This is a genomic window from Arthrobacter sp. zg-Y916, assembly GCF_020907385.1.
GTDB lineage: Bacteria > Actinomycetota > Actinomycetes > Actinomycetales > Micrococcaceae > Arthrobacter_B > Arthrobacter_B caoxuetaonis.
Genome location: NZ_JAJJOD010000001.1, coordinates 517715 through 532917, shown reverse-complemented (window position 1 = coordinate 532917; position 15203 = coordinate 517715). Strand labels below are relative to the sequence as shown.

Below are 15203 nucleotides of genomic sequence, written 5' to 3'. Positions count from 1 at the left end.
ACGTCCACCACTCAGGCCCCCGGACCGTTCACGGAACCGGACCCGGGCAGGGGGCCGGAGCTGGGCAGGGGCCTCTTGAGCAGGATCAGGTCCGCCGGGGTGTCTATGTCCAGACCGTCGGGCTCGCTGCCGCACTCCACCAGATCCACCAGACCCGGGTGGGCGGCCAGGAACGTCCGGGCTCCGGCGTCTCCCCGCGCACCGGCAGCAGCGGCCCGGGCCAGCTGCGGGGCGAACAGCACGGGATGGCCTCGTTTGAGTCCCCCGTTTTCCAGCCGGTATCCCGCGCAGGAGACCCGTGCAGGTGCTCCGCGGGAAATCAGGCGGGCCACGGTCTGCACGCTCAGCCCGGGCTGGTCCGAAAGCGCGACGAGGACCGGTTCCTCGGGCGCCAGCCGCAGCGCCTCCGCCGTGCCGGCCCGGAAAGACGAACCCATGCCGGTTTCCCAGTCCGGGTTCGTCAGGACATGGGCACCGGAGAGGTTGGCCGTGGCCCGGACCCGCCGCGATTCGGCCCCAAGAACCACGATGACGCGCGAACAGCCGCCTCCCGCCAGCACACCGGCAAGATGCTCGATGAGGGGAGCACCGTTAAACGGCAGCAATGCCTTGGGGCCCAGCCCCAGGCGGGTTCCGCTCCCTGCCGCCAGGAGAACCGCACTAACCATGTCCCGAACACAAACACACCGGATGCCTTAACCACAACTGCCGCACGCGGATGAACCTGTGCGGCAGCTGCATGGGGCCGGGACGGACGCCTGCCGGCCGGGCGGACTCAGCGGATTCAGCCCTCGCAGTCCTTGCAGTACTTCGTGCCGTTCTTCTCCAGCGCGAACTGGGAGCGGTGGCGTACCAGGAAGCAGGAACCGCAGGTGAATTCGTCCTCCTGGGCGGGCACTACCCGGACCAGGAGCTCTTCGCCGGAGAGGTCGGCCCCTGGCAGCTCGAAGGCTTCGGCAGCCTCGGATTCGTCGACGTCAACCACGGCAGACTGCTTGTCGACCCGCCGGGTTTGGAGCTCCTCAATGGACGCAGTCCCGGTGTCCTCTTCAGTCTTGCGTGGTGCGTCATAATCCGTAGCCATATCCAGGCTCACTCTCCAATGCGTGGTGGGTGGGGTCGATCCAAGCAACCCGATGATAACCGGTACCCCCGGTGCTGGAGGTGCACCAGTGCAATATACGCGACACATTGCGCTCTTCGCGCAAACGCGGACGCATCCGGGGTCCAGCCGCGGAGATGACCGATGACCCGGGCAGCACTATGCCCGCCCCGGATTCCGGGACGGGCATAGTGCGTTAAGCCTGCCTGTCAGCAGCCAGGTCCAGCAGGCTACTGTCCGTCAGGCTGGGGACGTGCCGGATTCATGGTGGACCCGCCGCCTGAGGTGTGCGAATGGTCCGCCGGGTTCGACGTGCCCGCCACGGGGGACGCTCCGCCGCCGTTTGAGCTGCCGGAGCCCGACCCGCTGCCGCTCCCGCTGCCCGACTTGCCGGCCATGTTGTCCTTGGCCCCGGAGGCTGCATCCTTGGCTGAGGATGCAGCGTCCTTGGTCACCGAGGAAACCTTTTCCTGGATTCCCGGGGCCTTCTGCTTTGCCCAGTCGGTGCCCTGGCTCACTTTGTCCTGCACCTTGGGATCGTTCCACAGCGACTTGATCTTCTCCCGGCCTGCCTGGGAACCAATCAGGTATCCCACGCCGATTCCTGCCAGGAAAGTCATCTTCTTAACCATGGTGCTCCTCATTCCCGCCCCGTCCGAGGCATCATGATGTACCGGTTCTCCCGGCGGCGGAAACCCGCCGCAAGGAATTAAACAGCAACCTTACTACCTGTTTCCCGTCAGGGCACATCCAACAGCCGCGACCGGATCAGGAACCGCTTCCCCTCCGGTGCCTCGACGGAAAAACCGCTTCCCCGTCCGGCAACGACGTCGACGGTCAGGTGGGTGTGCTTCCAGTACTCAAACTGTTCAGCCGACATCCAGAACCCGATCTCTCCGCCGTCGAGGTTGAAGGTGCCGAGCAGCACGTCCGCATCTGAAGTAATGAAGTCCCCTTCGGGGTAACACATGGGTGAGGAACCGTCGCAGCACCCGCCGGACTGGTGGAACATCAGCGGCCCGTGCTGCTCCCTGAGCAATCTCAGCAGGTCCCTCGCCGCCGCTGTCAGCCCTACCCGGGAAGAGGTTTCCCCGGGCAGGGCCGGCGCGGCGTCCAGGACGGCGCCCCGTACCGGTTCCATCAGTACTGGACCACTACCCGTCCGTCGATCCGGCCGGCAGCCAGTTCGTCGAGCACATCATTGATGTCCTCCAGCGGACGCGTGGTGATTCGCGGGTGGATCAAGCCGCGGTCGTAGAAGTCCAGGGCTTCAACCATGTCCTGGCGCGTGCCTACGATCGAACCGCGGATGGTCAGGCCCTTGAGCACGATGTCGAAGATAGGAGCAGGGAAATCCCCCGGGGGCAGCCCGTTGAACACGATCGTTCCGCCCCGCCGGGTCATTCCGATCGCCTGGCCGAACGCGGAGGGATGCACTGCAGTAACCAGCACGGCGTGCGCTCCCCCGGTCTGCGCCTGGACGGCTTCCACCGGATCCCCGTCCAACGCGTTGACGGTCACTTCGGCACCGAGCTCGCGGGCCAGGGCCAGCTTGTCTTCGGCGATGTCGACGGCGGCAACCCGCAGCCCCATGGCCTTGGCATACTGCACGGCAATGTGCCCCAGCCCGCCGATGCCGGAAATCACCACCCACTGTCCCGGACGCGCTTCGGTCATCTTCAGGCCCTTGTAGACCGTGACGCCGGCACAGAGCACCGGAGCGATCTCCACCGGATCCGCTCCGTCCGGGATATGTGCAGCGAACTTGGCGTCCACCAGCATGTATTCCCCGAAGGACCCGTTGACGCTGTAGCCGCCGTTCTGCTGCGCCTCGCACAGCGTTTCCCATCCGGTCCGGCAGTACTCACAGACACCGCAGGCGGACCAGAGCCAGGCGTTGCCGACCATGTCCCCTTCCTGGAGTTCCATGACGCCCTCTCCCACCGACACCACGCGGCCCACACCCTCATGGCCGGGAATGAACGGCGGGGTGGGTTTCACCGGCCAGTCTCCCTGCGCGGCATGCAGGTCCGTGTGGCAGACGCCCGTGGATATGAGCTTCACCAGGACCTCTCCCGGCCCCGGACTGGGAATTTCTGTTTCGCCCACGGTGAGCGGTTCACCCAGGGCGTTTACGACCGCGGCCTTCATATGTTCCATGACGATCTCCTTTAGTGGGGGCTGCTGTTTGCGGGACTGGCAGGTGGAACCGGAGTGGCTAGAAGAAGCCCTGCTTGGATTCGGCGTAGCTGACCAGCAGGTTCTTGGTCTGCTGGTAGTGGTCCAGCATCATGGCGTGATTCTCGCGTCCGATGCCGGAGGACTTGTACCCGCCGAAGGCCGCATGCGCGGGGTACGCGTGGTAGTTGTTCACCCAGACACGTCCGGCCTGGATGTCACGGCCGGCACGGTAAGCGGTGTTGCCGTTCCGGGACCAGACGCCTGCACCCAGACCGTAAAGGGTGTCGTTGGCGATCGCCATGGCCTCACCGTAATCAGAGAACCGCGTCACCGACACCACCGGGCCGAAGATCTCCTCCTGGAAGATGCGCATATTGTTGGTGCCCTCAAAAACGGTCGGCTCAACGTAGTAGCCGCCGGCCAGATCACCGTCGAGCATGTTGCGCTTGCCTCCGGCGAGGACCTTGGCACCTTCCTGCCCGGCGATGTCCATGTAGGAGAGGATCTTCTCCAGCTGGTCGTTGGAGGCCTGGGCACCCACCATGGTGTTGGTGTCCAGCGGGTTTCCCTGGATCATCTGTGCGGTCCGGGCCAGCGCGTCGTTCATGAAGCTGTCATAGACGGACTCCTGCACGAGGGCCCGGGAAGGACAGGTGCAGACCTCGCCCTGGTTAAGGGCGAACATGTTGAAGCCCTCCAGCGCCTTGTCGTAGAAGGCATCGTCCTGCGCGGCCACGTCGGCAAAGAAGATATTGGGGCTCTTTCCGCCGAGCTCCAGGGTGACCGGAATCAGGTTCTGGCTGGCGTACTGCATGATCAGGCGTCCGGTGGTGGTCTCACCGGTGAAGGCGATCTTCCGGATCCGCTTGGATGAGGCCAGCGGTTTTCCGGCTTCAACGCCGAAGCCGTTGACGATGTTCAGCACGCCGGCGGGCAGCAGGTCCGCGATCAGTTCCGCCAGCACCAGGATCGAGGCGGGGGTCTGCTCTGCGGGCTTGAGCACAACGGCGTTGCCGGCTGCGAGCGCCGGAGCCAGCTTCCAGGTGGCCATGAGGATGGGGAAGTTCCAGGGGATGATCTGTCCCACGACGCCGAGCGGCTCATGGAAGTGGTACGCAGTGGTGTTGTCGTCAATCTGGGACAGTGTGCCTTCCTGGGCGCGGATGGCACCGGCGAAGTACCGGAAGTGATCCATTGCCAGCGGCATGTCGGCGGCGAGGGTCTCGCGAACGGGCTTGCCGTTGTCCCAGGTCTCGGCGACGGCCAGCATCTCGAGGTTCTCTTCGATCCGGTCGGCAATCCGGTTCAGGATGTTGGCCCTTTCGGCCACTGACGTCTTACCCCAGGCCGGTGCTGCCTTGTGGGCCGCGTCCAGGGCCAGGTCAATGTCCTCGGAGGTGCCGCGGGCTACCTCGCAGAAGACCTTGCCGGTCACGGGCGATACGTTCTCGAAGTAGCCTCCCTTGACGGGGGCCACCCATTCTCCGCCAATCCAGTTCTCATACCGCGGTTTGAAAGAAACCAGTGAGTCATTCTGGCCTGGCTGCGCGTAAACGGTCATGACTTGTCTGCTCCTCATTTTGAGCGTTGGTACACGACCTCTGTGTCGTGTTCCGTCGATGACCCGAACAGTACGCAGGCGGACGTAGCATCTGCGTAGCAGGCGGGTTTGCGCACCGTCTGGCGGGTTTCGACAGACAGGATTATGGTTACCTAGGGCAATTTCTCACTGATCGAGATATAAGGACAGCTAATGAGTTCCGCACAAAGTGGCAGCAGTACCGCACCGGGGGCCAGCCGCTACATCCGCTACCGCTGGTGGGGCCTGCTGGCCATTAGCCTCGGGGTAGCGATGATCATCATGGACGCCACCATCGTGTCCGTGTCTGTTCCCTCGATTGTCGGTGACCTGGGTATCTCCAGTACCGAGATCCAGTGGGTACAGGAGATTTACACCCTGCTCTTCGCCGCGCTGCTGCTGACCTGGGGCCGGATTGCAGACAGGGTGGGCCGGCGCCGGATCATGCTGATCGGCGTCGTGCTCTTTGTCGCCGCCTCGGTGCTGTGCGCGCTCGCCGAATCCGGCGGAATCCTGATCCTGGGCCGTGCACTGCAGGGCCTGGGCGGCTCAATGATCCTGCCCACCACCCTGGCGCTGCTGAACGCTAACTTCCAGGGCCGGGACCGCGGCATTGCCTTCGCAGTCTGGGGATCCACGATCGGCGGCATGGCAGCCATCGGCCCCCTGCTGGGCGGCTGGCTGACCGAGAATGCCAGCTGGCGCTGGGCCTTCGGCATCAACATTCCGGTGGGCATGCTGGTGGTTGCCGGGCTCCTGCTGTTCGTGGCGGAATCCTCAGAAGCCGTGACCGGCGCCGCCCAGCGCCTGGACCTCGGTGGCGCCGCGCTGTCCATCCTGGGCTTCGGCGCGCTGGTCTTCGGCCTGATCGAGGGCCGAAGCTACGGCTGGTGGAACGCCACTGAGGACGCACCCTTCCAGGTCGGGTCCCTCTCCCCCGTGCCGGTGGCCTTTGCAGTGGCCGTGGTGGCGCTGGCGAGCTTTGTGCTGCTTGAGCGGTCGCGCACGAACGCCGGCAAGGGCGTCATCCTGGACCTCTCGCTGTTCCGCATCCCGTCCTTCGCCAACGGCAACGTGACCGCCCTGATTGTGAGCTTCGGCGAATTCGGGCTGATCCTTTCGCTGCCGTTGTGGTTCCAGAATGTGCTGGGCTATACCGCCTTCGAAGCGGGACTGGCATTGCTTCCCCTGGCGGTTGGGTCCTTCCTGGCCTCCGGCGGCGTTGCGTCCCTGGCACGCAGGTACAGTCCCGTAGTGGTGGTGCGGATGGGCCTGGCCCTGGAAATCCTCAGCATCGCCGCGCTGGCCCTATTGATCCGTCCGGACAGCACCGCCTGGCTCACTTCCCCGATCCTGCTCTTCTACGGCATCGGCGTCGGCCTGGCCACCGCGCAGCTGACCTCGGTGATCCTGGCCGAAGTTCCGCTCGCCAAGAGCGGCCAGGGTTCCGCTACCCAGAGCACGGCCCGGCAGACAGGGTCAGCACTTGGCATCGCGGTACTGGGAACGGCGTTCTTCACCACGCTGCGCACCGGAACCGAGAACCAGGTTGCTGACGCGGCTGCCGGTGCCCCCCAGCTTGCCGGGGCCGTTGATTCGGTGAATGCCACCTCGGGCGGCAGCATCACGGCCCTGGCAGCAGATCCCCAGACCGCCTTCATTGCCGACGCCGCCCGGGATGCCATGACCAGCGGCGCATCCCTGGCCGGCTGGATCGCCGCCGGGGCACTGCTCATCGGTTTCCTGACCAGCCTGCGGATCAAGCCGGTCATCGGGCCGCAGGCCGGCGAGCCTGCCGGCGTCCGGGCAACGGATGACGGCGGAGAAGCCCGCTCCTAGGCCAGGTCGCGTTCGATCCGCTGCAGCTCCGCGACGATCGCCGCCCGTCGCGGGGAACGCCGGGGCAGCAGCTGCAGCGCCAGGCGCCACGCCTCGGCGTCGTCCATTGCTTCGTCGAGCTTGAGGTACTGCAGTACCGTCTCGACCCCGGCTTCAGACAGAACCGCTTCGCGCAGTTCGGCGCCCAGCCTCCGCCGCAGTTCCACGATGCCGGGAGCCAGGGAATGCGGCAGCACTGGGCCTTTGTAGATGTTCAGTGCCAGTCGGTGCGCGCCGCGCGAGAGGCAGGCGCGAACCTGCCCGGCGTCGAGCACCAGGTCCGCCGGCAGACGGTACGGCCGTGACTCGGGCACAATACGTGCCGATGCCGAACGGGAAAGGAGCTTGCGCAGCCGCAGCATTTCGGCCCGGACGCTGCCCACCGAGGCTTCCTCAGGATACGCAAGCACCGCAAGTTCCTCGGCGGTAAGACCGCGCGGATGCAGGGCCAGCAGGGTCATCAGCTCCGAATGGCGCAGGCTCAGCTGCAGCCGGGTCCCGTCCACGCACAGCACGGCGGCATCCGTGCCGAGGATTTGCAGGCTGTCCTGGTACAGGCCGGGCCGCGGCTCCCGGGCCGTACTGTTCCGCCGCCCCTGGGGCCGCTGCTGGCTCTGCAGGCGTTCGACCCGCAGCTGGGTTGTGGCGGCAGCGACGGCGGCTTCGACCAGCGCGAGGGTGTGGACGGCGACGGCCTCTTCCTTGCCGGTAATGTCCACCACGCCCAGCACGCTCCCGGAGTCGGGGTCGTGGACGGGAACCGCGGTGCAGGACCAGGGATGCACCTGCGGGCTGAAGTGCTCGGCTCCCGCGATCTGCACACTGTGTCCGGTCACAAGGGCGGTACCGGGAGCACTGGTGCCGATCGAGTTTTCGGACCAGTCGGTTCCGGGCATGAACATCATGCCTTCCGCCCGGCGCAGCAGCTCGGGATCACCGTCGACCCAGAGCAGCCGTCCCAGCTGGTCCCCTACCGCCACCAGCAGCCCGCTGTCCTTGCCCGGTTCAACAAGCAGGCGCTGGATGACGGGCATGATCGATGCCAGCGGGTGGGAGGCGCGGTAGACGGCCAGTTCGTCGCCGTCGAACACCAGGGCAGGAGCCGCCGCATCCGGATCAGGCAGGTGGCTCAGCGACCGCTGCCAGGATTCCAGGACCCCGGGCCGCAGCACATCCAGCACCCGGCCCTGTGTCCGCAGGCTTTCATGCGCCAGCCAGGCGTCCTGCTGGAGTGATTCCGCCGTCCGGGGCTTCCGCCCGTGCACGGCACTTCGAGTGTGCTGCACCGTCCAACCTATCCGCGCTGATAAGGAGACCGCTCACGCCGGCAAGCCACTGCCGGGGCAGCCAGGGGCTGCCCGTCCATGGTGACACGGCTCACGTTCCAGGGCCAGCCTCCCAACGGTGCCGGCTCACAGCAGTGCCGGTCTCACAGCAGTGCCGGTCTCACGAGGGCGTGCAGTACCCGCTTAAACGTCTGTTGCCAGGACGTATGGTGCGCCCTGGCAACAGACCTGCTCAGTGAGAAGCGGGAGACGGCAGCTAGCCGGCGTCGCCGCGGGAGATCCGGGTCATTTCCTCGCGGTCCACGACCTTGACGCGCTCGCGGACCAGCTCACCGATGCCGGGATCGCCGTGGACGTAGCTGGCTCCGAGGGACTTCTCGTAAGCATCAAGCCGCTTCCAGCCTTCCCAGGTGGTGTATTCGACGCCGCGCTCTTCCAGCAGCGAGATGATGGCACCGGGGTCCGGCTCTTCGGCTGCGGGAAGGGTACGCCGGTCCTCCAGCAGGTAGCCGATGGTCTCAAGTGCGTCGCCCTTGGTGTGGCCGATCAGGCCGACCGGTCCGCGCTTGATCCAGCCGGTCGTGTAGATGCCGGGAACCGGTTCGCCGCTGGTGTCCACCACGCGGCCGCCTTCGTTGGGGATCACGCCGCGGCGGGAGTCGTAACCAACCTCAGGCAGTTCGGAGCCGAAGTAGCCCACGGCCCGGTAGACGGCCTGGACCGGGTAGTCCACGAATTCCCCGGTGCCGCGCGCGTTGCCGGTACCGTCGAGCTCGGTGCGTTCCATCTTGATGCCGGCAACCTTGCCGGGAGCGGACGGATCTTCCTGGATCTCCACCGGCGAGTGCAGGAAGTGCAGGTGCAGCCGGCGCGAGGCACCGGTGTCCTGTTCCTCGACCAGCCAGTTGGTCAGGGTGTTGACCATGGTCTTGGTCTGGTTGTTTGTACGGATCTGCTCATCCGAGGCTTCGTCGAACTCGAAGTCTTCGGGGTAGAGAACGATGTCCACGTCGCGGGAATGCGAGAGTTCGCGCAGCTCCAGCGGCGTGAACTTCACCTGTGCCGGCCCTCGGCGGCCAAAGACGTGGACGTCGGTGACGGGCGACTTCTTCAGACCCTCGTAGACGTTGGACGGAATTTCAGTGGTCAGCAGGTCATCGGCATGCTTGGACAGGATCCGGGCGACGTCGAGGGCCACGTTGCCGTTGCCGATCACCGCGATCTCTTTGGCATCCAGCGGCCAGTCACGCGGCACGTCCGGGTTGCCGTCATACCAGGACACGAAGTCCGCACCGCCGAAGGAACCTTCGAGGTCGACGCCCGGGATATTCAGCGGCGCATCCTTGAGCGCCCCGGTGGCGAAAATGATGGCGTCGTAGAAGTGCCGGAAGTCCTTGAGCGTGAGGTCGCGCCCGTAGTTCACGTTGCCGAGGAAGCGGATGTCGCCGCGGTCCAGAACCTTTTCCAGGGCGTTGACGATGCCCTTGATACGCGGGTGGTCCGGAGCCACTCCGTAGCGGATCAAGCCGTAGGGTGCCGGGTACTGGTCGAAGAGGTCGATGCTGACTTCGAAGTCGCGGTCGGCTTTGGTCAGGATGTCTGCCGCGTAAACGCCGGCCGGACCAGCACCGATAATTGCGACCCGCATGGGACGCTTCGAGCTGTCCGGAGCTGAGTTAGACACGTATAGTCCTTCTTCTTGGGAGTCGTGGCACGCAATAGGCGCACAGTTATCTATTCTAATTGCCCCCGTTCGCGCCGTCTAAATGACAAGCCTGCTGCCCCGGGGAATACGCGCAGGGCGTAGTGCGTTACACGGCGTATGCCCCATGAGCCGACAGCCGGCGCTTCTGCCGCCGATGCACCCGTATCTCCCCCCGCGGCTTTCGCGGACCCGCCTGCAGCAGTCCGGGACGGAGCAGGGCGCCGTACCCCGGCGCCGGCAAATGACGAGAAGCTCAGCGGATCGGGCCTGCTTTTTGGAATCGGTGCCTATGGCATCTGGGGATTCCTGCCGCTCTATTTCCTGCTCCTGGAGCCGGCCGGCGCTTTGGAGATTGTGGCGGCCCGGATCGTTTTCTCGCTCGTGTTCTGCGCCTTGCTGCTCTCGGTCATGCGGTCCTGGCACAAGGTCCTGGCAGCCGGCCGCGACCTTCGCCTGCTCGGCACGCTCAGCCTGGCGGCAGTTCTCATCGCGGTGAACTGGCTCGTTTTTGCCTGGGCAGTCTTGAACGGCCATGCCGTCGAGGCGGCACTTGGCTACTTCATCAACCCGCTGGTCTCCGTGCTCCTGGGCGTGTTCCTTCTCAAGGAGAAGCTGCGGCCGCTGCAGTGGGCCGCCATAGCCGTCAGTTTCGTTGCTGTACTGGTCCTGGCCCTGGGCTACGGGAACGTCCCCTGGGTGTCCCTGGCCCTTGCCTTCAGTTTCGGATTCTACGGCCTGGTCAAAAAGGGAGTGGGAGGAAAAGTCGACGCCGTTTCCAGCCTCTCGATCGAGACTGCCGTCCTCGTGCCGGTTGCCGCCGCAGTACTGGTGATCATGTCCCTGAACGGGAGCGGAACCCTGCTGACCTTCGGACCCGCCCATTTCTGGCTGCTCGCAGGATCAGGGATCGCCACCGCCGTGCCGCTGATCTTCTTCGGCGCCGCCGCGGGCAGGCTCCCGCTGACTACGATCGGCATGCTGCAGTACCTGGCGCCCATCCTGCAGTTCACCATGGCCCTGCTGGTCTTCAACGAGGCCATGCCGCCGGAGCGCTGGGCCGGTTTTGGACTGGTCTGGCTGGCACTGGCGATACTCAGCATCGACATGCTGGGGTCCCAGCGCCGGTCCCGGCTGCGCAGGGCGGCCATGGCCTAGGACTTTCCACGCTTCTGCCCGGCCCTGCCGGGAACGGACAGACACGGACGAACGGCGAAGGAGCAATCCTTCGCCGTTCGTCTGTCCGGGGGCAGATCGCTAACCCGCCTCAGTGGGGTGCCTGCGGCGGAGCAGCAGGAGCGCGGCCGCTCCCCCGAGCACCATGAAGGCACCTGCAGCAGCGGTCAGGGCCTGCCCCGGCGCGACACCGGTGGCAGCCAGCGCCGCCGGCGCGGCCGTGGCGGCCGATGCCGGTGCCGGTGCACCCAGCACCGTCACAACCGGCTGCACGGAGAAGGACTGCCATCCGGCGAGTGTTCCCTCCAGGGTGTACAACGCCACGCGGTGCTCTCCCGCCTCCAGACTGGCCGGGATCTGAACCGGGAGCGTCCCGTCCGCGTCGACGCTCAGAATGCCGGCCTTAATGGGCGTGGAGTGCAGGAATACCTGGTACTGCTCGCCGGGTGTGAGGCCAGTCAGGCGCAGTTGGCTTCCGGTCGCCTGGGCGGCAAAGCTGCCGCGGGCCCCGGGTACCAACAGTGCCGGATCGCTGGTTTGCAGTTCGGTCCGTGCCCCCGCCGGTGCCGGAGAAGGCGTTTCGGCGGGATCCGGATCCGGGGAAGCGGACGGTTCCGCGGGCGCTTCCGGCACGGGTGCGGTGACCGCTCGTTCAGCCGGTGCCGGTGCCGGCAGTTCCGCCTCCGTCGGCGCGGTGGGTGCAGGCTCAGCCGGCGGCAACGGTGCGGGGAGGGTTGGAGCGACCTCCGGGACGGCTTCCGGTGCCGGTGCCGGTTCTGGCGCCGGGTCGTCAACGGGAGCGGGTGCCGGAGCCGGGTCCGCCTCAGTCCCGGCAGCCGGTGCCGGTTCGGGCGTCAGTGCCGGCTCCGGCGTCTGTGCCGGCGTTTGCACAGGCGTTTCGACCGGCTTCTGGGCCGGCGTTTCGGGCGTATCGGCCGCTGGCTGCGCAGGCGTCTCCGGCGTTTCGGCCGGTTTGTGCGTCTGCATCTGCTCGGCAGGCTGCGTTTGAGCCGGTGCCGGTGCCGGTGCCGGTGCCGGTGCCGGTTCAGGTTCCGGCGCCGGTTCCGGCGCCGCAGGGGCGGGCGCGGGCTGCTCGTACTGGCCGAAGTTGACGGTCGCCAGGTAGACGCCCTTGTTCGGCCCGGAGGTGAGCAGGACAACTCCAATACCCAAGTCGGTGTCCGCGGCCCGGAGCATGTTTGCACGGTGGGGCTCGGAGTTGACCCACCACTCAAAGGCCTGGTCCACGCTCATGTTCCAGGCGATGTTCTCTGACCAGTGCCTGGCGCCGGCCGGATACTGGGAGGCGAAGGACGGATTGTGGGTGAAGGTACCCGCCCCGTCCCTATTGGCTGTCTGCGCAGACCTCAGCGTCCAGTCCTGCGCCACGGCCGCGATTCCGTTGTTCCACACCAGGGGCTTCAGCGCGTGCTTTGCGCGGTAATCGTTGACCAGGGTGTGGAGCCGGACGGCCGCCTGGCCGTCTACTGCCGTGGCGGACGCCGCCGGCAGTGAAACGGCGGTCGCCCCCACCGCCAGTGCGAGCGCAGTAAAAACGCCCGCGAGTTTCCTCAATCGCATTGCTATGTAGTCCTTGCCTCGAGACCCGCGGATTTCCCCGTGGAGGCCTGTCCTGCGCAGCCATCCCCAAAACGGCCGCGACACGCCGCGTAATTACGGGGTGCTTGACATGCAATGTAATCGAGGACACTCGAATTTACAATCTTCACATTGGCTAACTCTCTTCACTTTCATCCCGTAAATCACGGCAGAAGCAGAAAGGAACTGCAGGAGCACCGGGCTCCTGCAGTTCCTTTGAAGGCAGCAGACCTAGACGTTGGCCGCGCCCGCTTCTTCCGGAGCCTGCTCAGCGGCAGTGCCGGAGTGGCCGACGCGGAGCGTCTCGCCCTGGAAGAATCCGGGGTTCCGGCGGTACATCACCAGCATCAGGACGGCACCAAGTCCGATCACGCCCATTCCCAGGACGAAGACCAGGCCAACGCCGCCCAGGGAAGATCCGGAACCGTAGTCAGGATCCATGGAGTCCACGGCTGTCTTGGCGAACATCACGAACAGGATCACGCCGCCCAGCCCCGGGGCAAGGATCTTCAGCAGGAAGCTGCGGACGGAGGTGAAGGCTTCCCGGCGGAAGTACCAGACACATGCCAAGGCGGTGATGCCGTAGTAGAAGCAGATCATCAGGCCCAGGGCGGTGATGGTGTCCCACAGTGCATTCTCAGACAGGAGCCTGGTGATGACGTAGAAGCCTGCTGCAGCCACGGCTGCCGCGACCGTGGCGTAACCGGGGGATTTGTAGGCCGGGCTGATCCTGCCAAAACGGCCGGGCAGGGCACGGTAGTGCCCCATGGCCAGCAGGGTCCGCGCCGGCGAAACGAAGGTCGACTGCAGGGACGCCGCCGAACTGCTCAGGATGGACAGTGACATAAGGATCGCGAACGGACCCATGACAGGGCCGGCCAGGACCGCAAAGATGCTCTCCTGGTTCTCCGGGTTGCCTGCTCCGAGCTCTCCGTCTCCTACACCTGCATAGGAGATCACCGCCAGGGCGATCATCATGTAGATCAGCACGATCACGAAGACTGTGGCAGTGGCGGCACGGCCCGGCGTCCGGTCCGGATTACGGGTCTCCTCATTCATGGTCAGGGTGACGTCCCAGCCCCAGTACACGAAGATCGACAGCGAGACTCCGGCAGCAAAGGCGGAGAAGGACTCAACCGCGAACGGATTGAACCAGTCTGCGCTGATCTGCAGCGGATCGAACGCCGTGCCCTGTGCCACGTGGATAAACGCAGCCACCGAGAACCATGTGAGCACCACCAGCTGGAAACCCACCAGGACATACTGCACGGTCTTGGTGGTCTCAACGCCGCGGTAGGAAATCCAGCAGGCCAGGGCAATGAAGGCCAGGGTGGTAGCAATGTTCACCGGAAGGTTCCGGGTCAGGTCTGCCAGCGCATCGTTGCCCGTTACCTGCGCGAGCATGAGGTAGAAAAAGTCGACTGCCACCGCAGCAAGGTTGGAGAGCACGATGATAGTCGCCGCAATCAGCCCCCACCCGCCCATCCAGCCCACCCACGGCCCGAAGGCACGTGTTGCCCAGGTGAAGGAGGTGCCGGAATCCGGCATGGCCGTGTTCAGTTGCCGGTAGCCGATGGCCACGAGGATCATCGGAATGAAGCCCACCAGGAAGATCGCCGGGAGCTGGACTCCAACTTCTGCGACCGTCGGGCCCAGCCCTGAGGTGAGTGTGTAGGCCGGGGCGATGCAGGAGATGCCAATGACGACGGCGCCCAGGAGGCCCACCTGCCCGCCTTTGAGTCCCTTGCTGCTCAGGCCGGTGCCCTGGGCACCGGCTGCGGATTTACGGGGCCTTGTGCTCATTGCGGTTCTCCTGGCTGGGTGTTGGGGAACTCCGGGCCCAACGGCGCGGGTCCGGTGTAGTTGCGCGGCACCACCACCATGGGAACGGGCAGGCTGCGCAGCACCTTGGATGCCGTGGGGCCGATAAAGAGCTGGTTTTGCCGGGCAAGGCGGCTGGATCCGATCACCAGGATCTCGCCGTCGTCGAATTCCATGCCGTCCACGGCGTTCTCGATGGTGCGGCCCTGGGCCGCCTCGCCGGTAACCTCGCTGCGTCCGGACGTGAGGACCTTGGCACGGGCCACCCGGTCGGCGATGTGCAGCCGGGCTTCGTCCATGGCAGCTCCGTCCTGGGAGTCCACCGCGAGCATCGATACGAGCCGCAGCGGCAGCCCCCGGCGTGCTGCGGATTCCGAGGCGACCTCAAGCACGTCTTCGGCACCCCGGCGCTCCCCCACGGCGCAGGTGATCCGCGAAATCGGGGCCACCCGGCTGTAGCCGCGCGGAGCGAGCGCCACGGGGATGTGGGCCGCGTGCAGCAGGGCGTTGGCAACGCTGCCGATGGTGAAGCGTTTGAAGAGGCCGTTGCTCCCGGCGCCTACGACGATGAGTTCGGCACCGAACTCGGCTGCCGCATCGATCAGTCCGCGGGCGTCCGAATCCGCGGGACGGATATGGCCCCGGGCCTCGACATCTTCCGGGACCAGGGCCAGGGCCTCGTCCAGCCAGGTCCGCATCTGTTCGGCCAGCAGGCCGGCATAGGAGCGGTCCGGCGGATAGACCGCTGTGTAGGGGGATTCCTCGGGATCCACCATCACCACGTCCAGTGAGGCGCCCTGGCTCCGGGCAATGGCGCAGGCCAGATTCAGCGCGTCCCTGCCCCGTTCAGTGGCTGTATAGCCGACGACGTAACGCACG

Annotated in this window: 13 protein-coding genes; 2 read left to right on the top strand and 11 right to left on the bottom strand. The window is 65.8% G+C overall.

Annotation, left to right across the window (positions count from 1 at the left end; genetic code table 11):
- Positions 1 to 11: 11 nt before the first annotated feature.
- The 6 genes from LOC59_RS02545 to exaC form a co-directional block, all read right to left on the bottom strand.
- On the bottom strand, positions 12 to 668 hold the full coding sequence (locus LOC59_RS02545) for a nucleotidyltransferase family protein (RefSeq protein ID WP_229970511.1): 657 nt from the start codon (positions 666 to 668) through the stop codon (positions 12 to 14).
- A gap of 116 nt (positions 669 to 784) precedes the next feature.
- The gene (locus LOC59_RS02540; protein ID WP_227894185.1) at positions 785 to 1084 is read right to left on the bottom strand and encodes a DUF4193 domain-containing protein; all 300 of its coding nucleotides are present in this window, start codon (positions 1082 to 1084) and stop codon (positions 785 to 787) included.
- 248 nt (positions 1085 to 1332) lie between these two features.
- Entirely contained in the window at positions 1333 to 1734 is a 402-nt protein-coding gene (locus LOC59_RS02535) for a YtxH domain-containing protein (protein WP_229970509.1), read from the bottom strand.
- 107 nt (positions 1735 to 1841) lie between these two features.
- On the bottom strand, positions 1842 to 2243 hold the full coding sequence (locus LOC59_RS02530) for a DUF779 domain-containing protein (RefSeq protein ID WP_227894183.1): 402 nt from the start codon (positions 2241 to 2243) through the stop codon (positions 1842 to 1844).
- A complete protein-coding gene (gene adhP / locus LOC59_RS02525) occupies positions 2243 to 3262 on the bottom strand; it encodes an alcohol dehydrogenase AdhP (protein WP_227894182.1) in 1020 nt (339 codons plus the stop codon). The genes LOC59_RS02530 and adhP overlap by 1 nt, the downstream gene beginning before the upstream one ends.
- A gap of 58 nt (positions 3263 to 3320) precedes the next feature.
- Positions 3321 to 4844 (bottom strand): acetaldehyde dehydrogenase ExaC, encoded by a 1524-nt coding sequence (exaC, locus tag LOC59_RS02520; protein ID WP_227894181.1) that lies wholly within the window; start codon positions 4842 to 4844, stop codon positions 3321 to 3323.
- Between the two features lie 192 nt (positions 4845 to 5036).
- Here exaC and LOC59_RS02515 point away from each other — a divergent pair, with 192 nt between their 5' ends.
- A complete protein-coding gene (locus LOC59_RS02515; protein WP_229970507.1) occupies positions 5037 to 6701 on the top strand; it encodes a DHA2 family efflux MFS transporter permease subunit in 1665 nt (554 codons plus the stop codon).
- Here the strand turns inward: LOC59_RS02515 and LOC59_RS02510 are convergent.
- Together LOC59_RS02510 and LOC59_RS02505 are read right to left on the bottom strand one after the other, a co-directional pair.
- A complete protein-coding gene (locus tag LOC59_RS02510; protein ID WP_229970505.1) occupies positions 6698 to 8026 on the bottom strand; it encodes a GAF domain-containing protein in 1329 nt (442 codons plus the stop codon). The two genes, LOC59_RS02515 and LOC59_RS02510, sit on opposite strands and share 4 nt — an antisense overlap.
- Before the next feature lie 256 nt (positions 8027 to 8282).
- Positions 8283 to 9710, bottom strand: a complete 1428-nt coding sequence (locus LOC59_RS02505; RefSeq protein ID WP_227915555.1) for an FAD-dependent oxidoreductase — start codon at positions 9708 to 9710, stop codon at positions 8283 to 8285.
- 138 nt (positions 9711 to 9848) lie between these two features.
- Between LOC59_RS02505 and rarD the strand changes: the two genes are divergently transcribed.
- Entirely contained in the window at positions 9849 to 10886 is a 1038-nt protein-coding gene (rarD, locus tag LOC59_RS02500; RefSeq protein ID WP_227915556.1) for an EamA family transporter RarD, read from the top strand.
- Between the two features lie 99 nt (positions 10887 to 10985).
- On the opposite strand, the gene LOC59_RS02495 is transcribed toward rarD, so the two are convergent.
- The 3 genes from LOC59_RS02495 to LOC59_RS02485 form a co-directional block, all read right to left on the bottom strand.
- Positions 10986 to 12485, bottom strand: coding sequence for a CAP domain-containing protein (locus LOC59_RS02495; RefSeq protein ID WP_229970502.1), 1500 nt, complete (start codon positions 12483 to 12485; stop codon positions 10986 to 10988).
- Between the two features lie 249 nt (positions 12486 to 12734).
- Positions 12735 to 14306: an APC family permease gene (locus LOC59_RS02490; RefSeq protein WP_227894175.1), complete on the bottom strand. Its 1572-nt coding sequence runs from the start codon at positions 14304 to 14306 to the stop codon at positions 12735 to 12737.
- Positions 14303 to 15202 (bottom strand): universal stress protein, encoded by a 900-nt coding sequence (locus LOC59_RS02485; RefSeq protein WP_227894174.1) that lies wholly within the window; start codon positions 15200 to 15202, stop codon positions 14303 to 14305. The genes LOC59_RS02490 and LOC59_RS02485 overlap by 4 nt, the downstream gene beginning before the upstream one ends.
- Position 15203 lies beyond the last annotated feature (1 nt).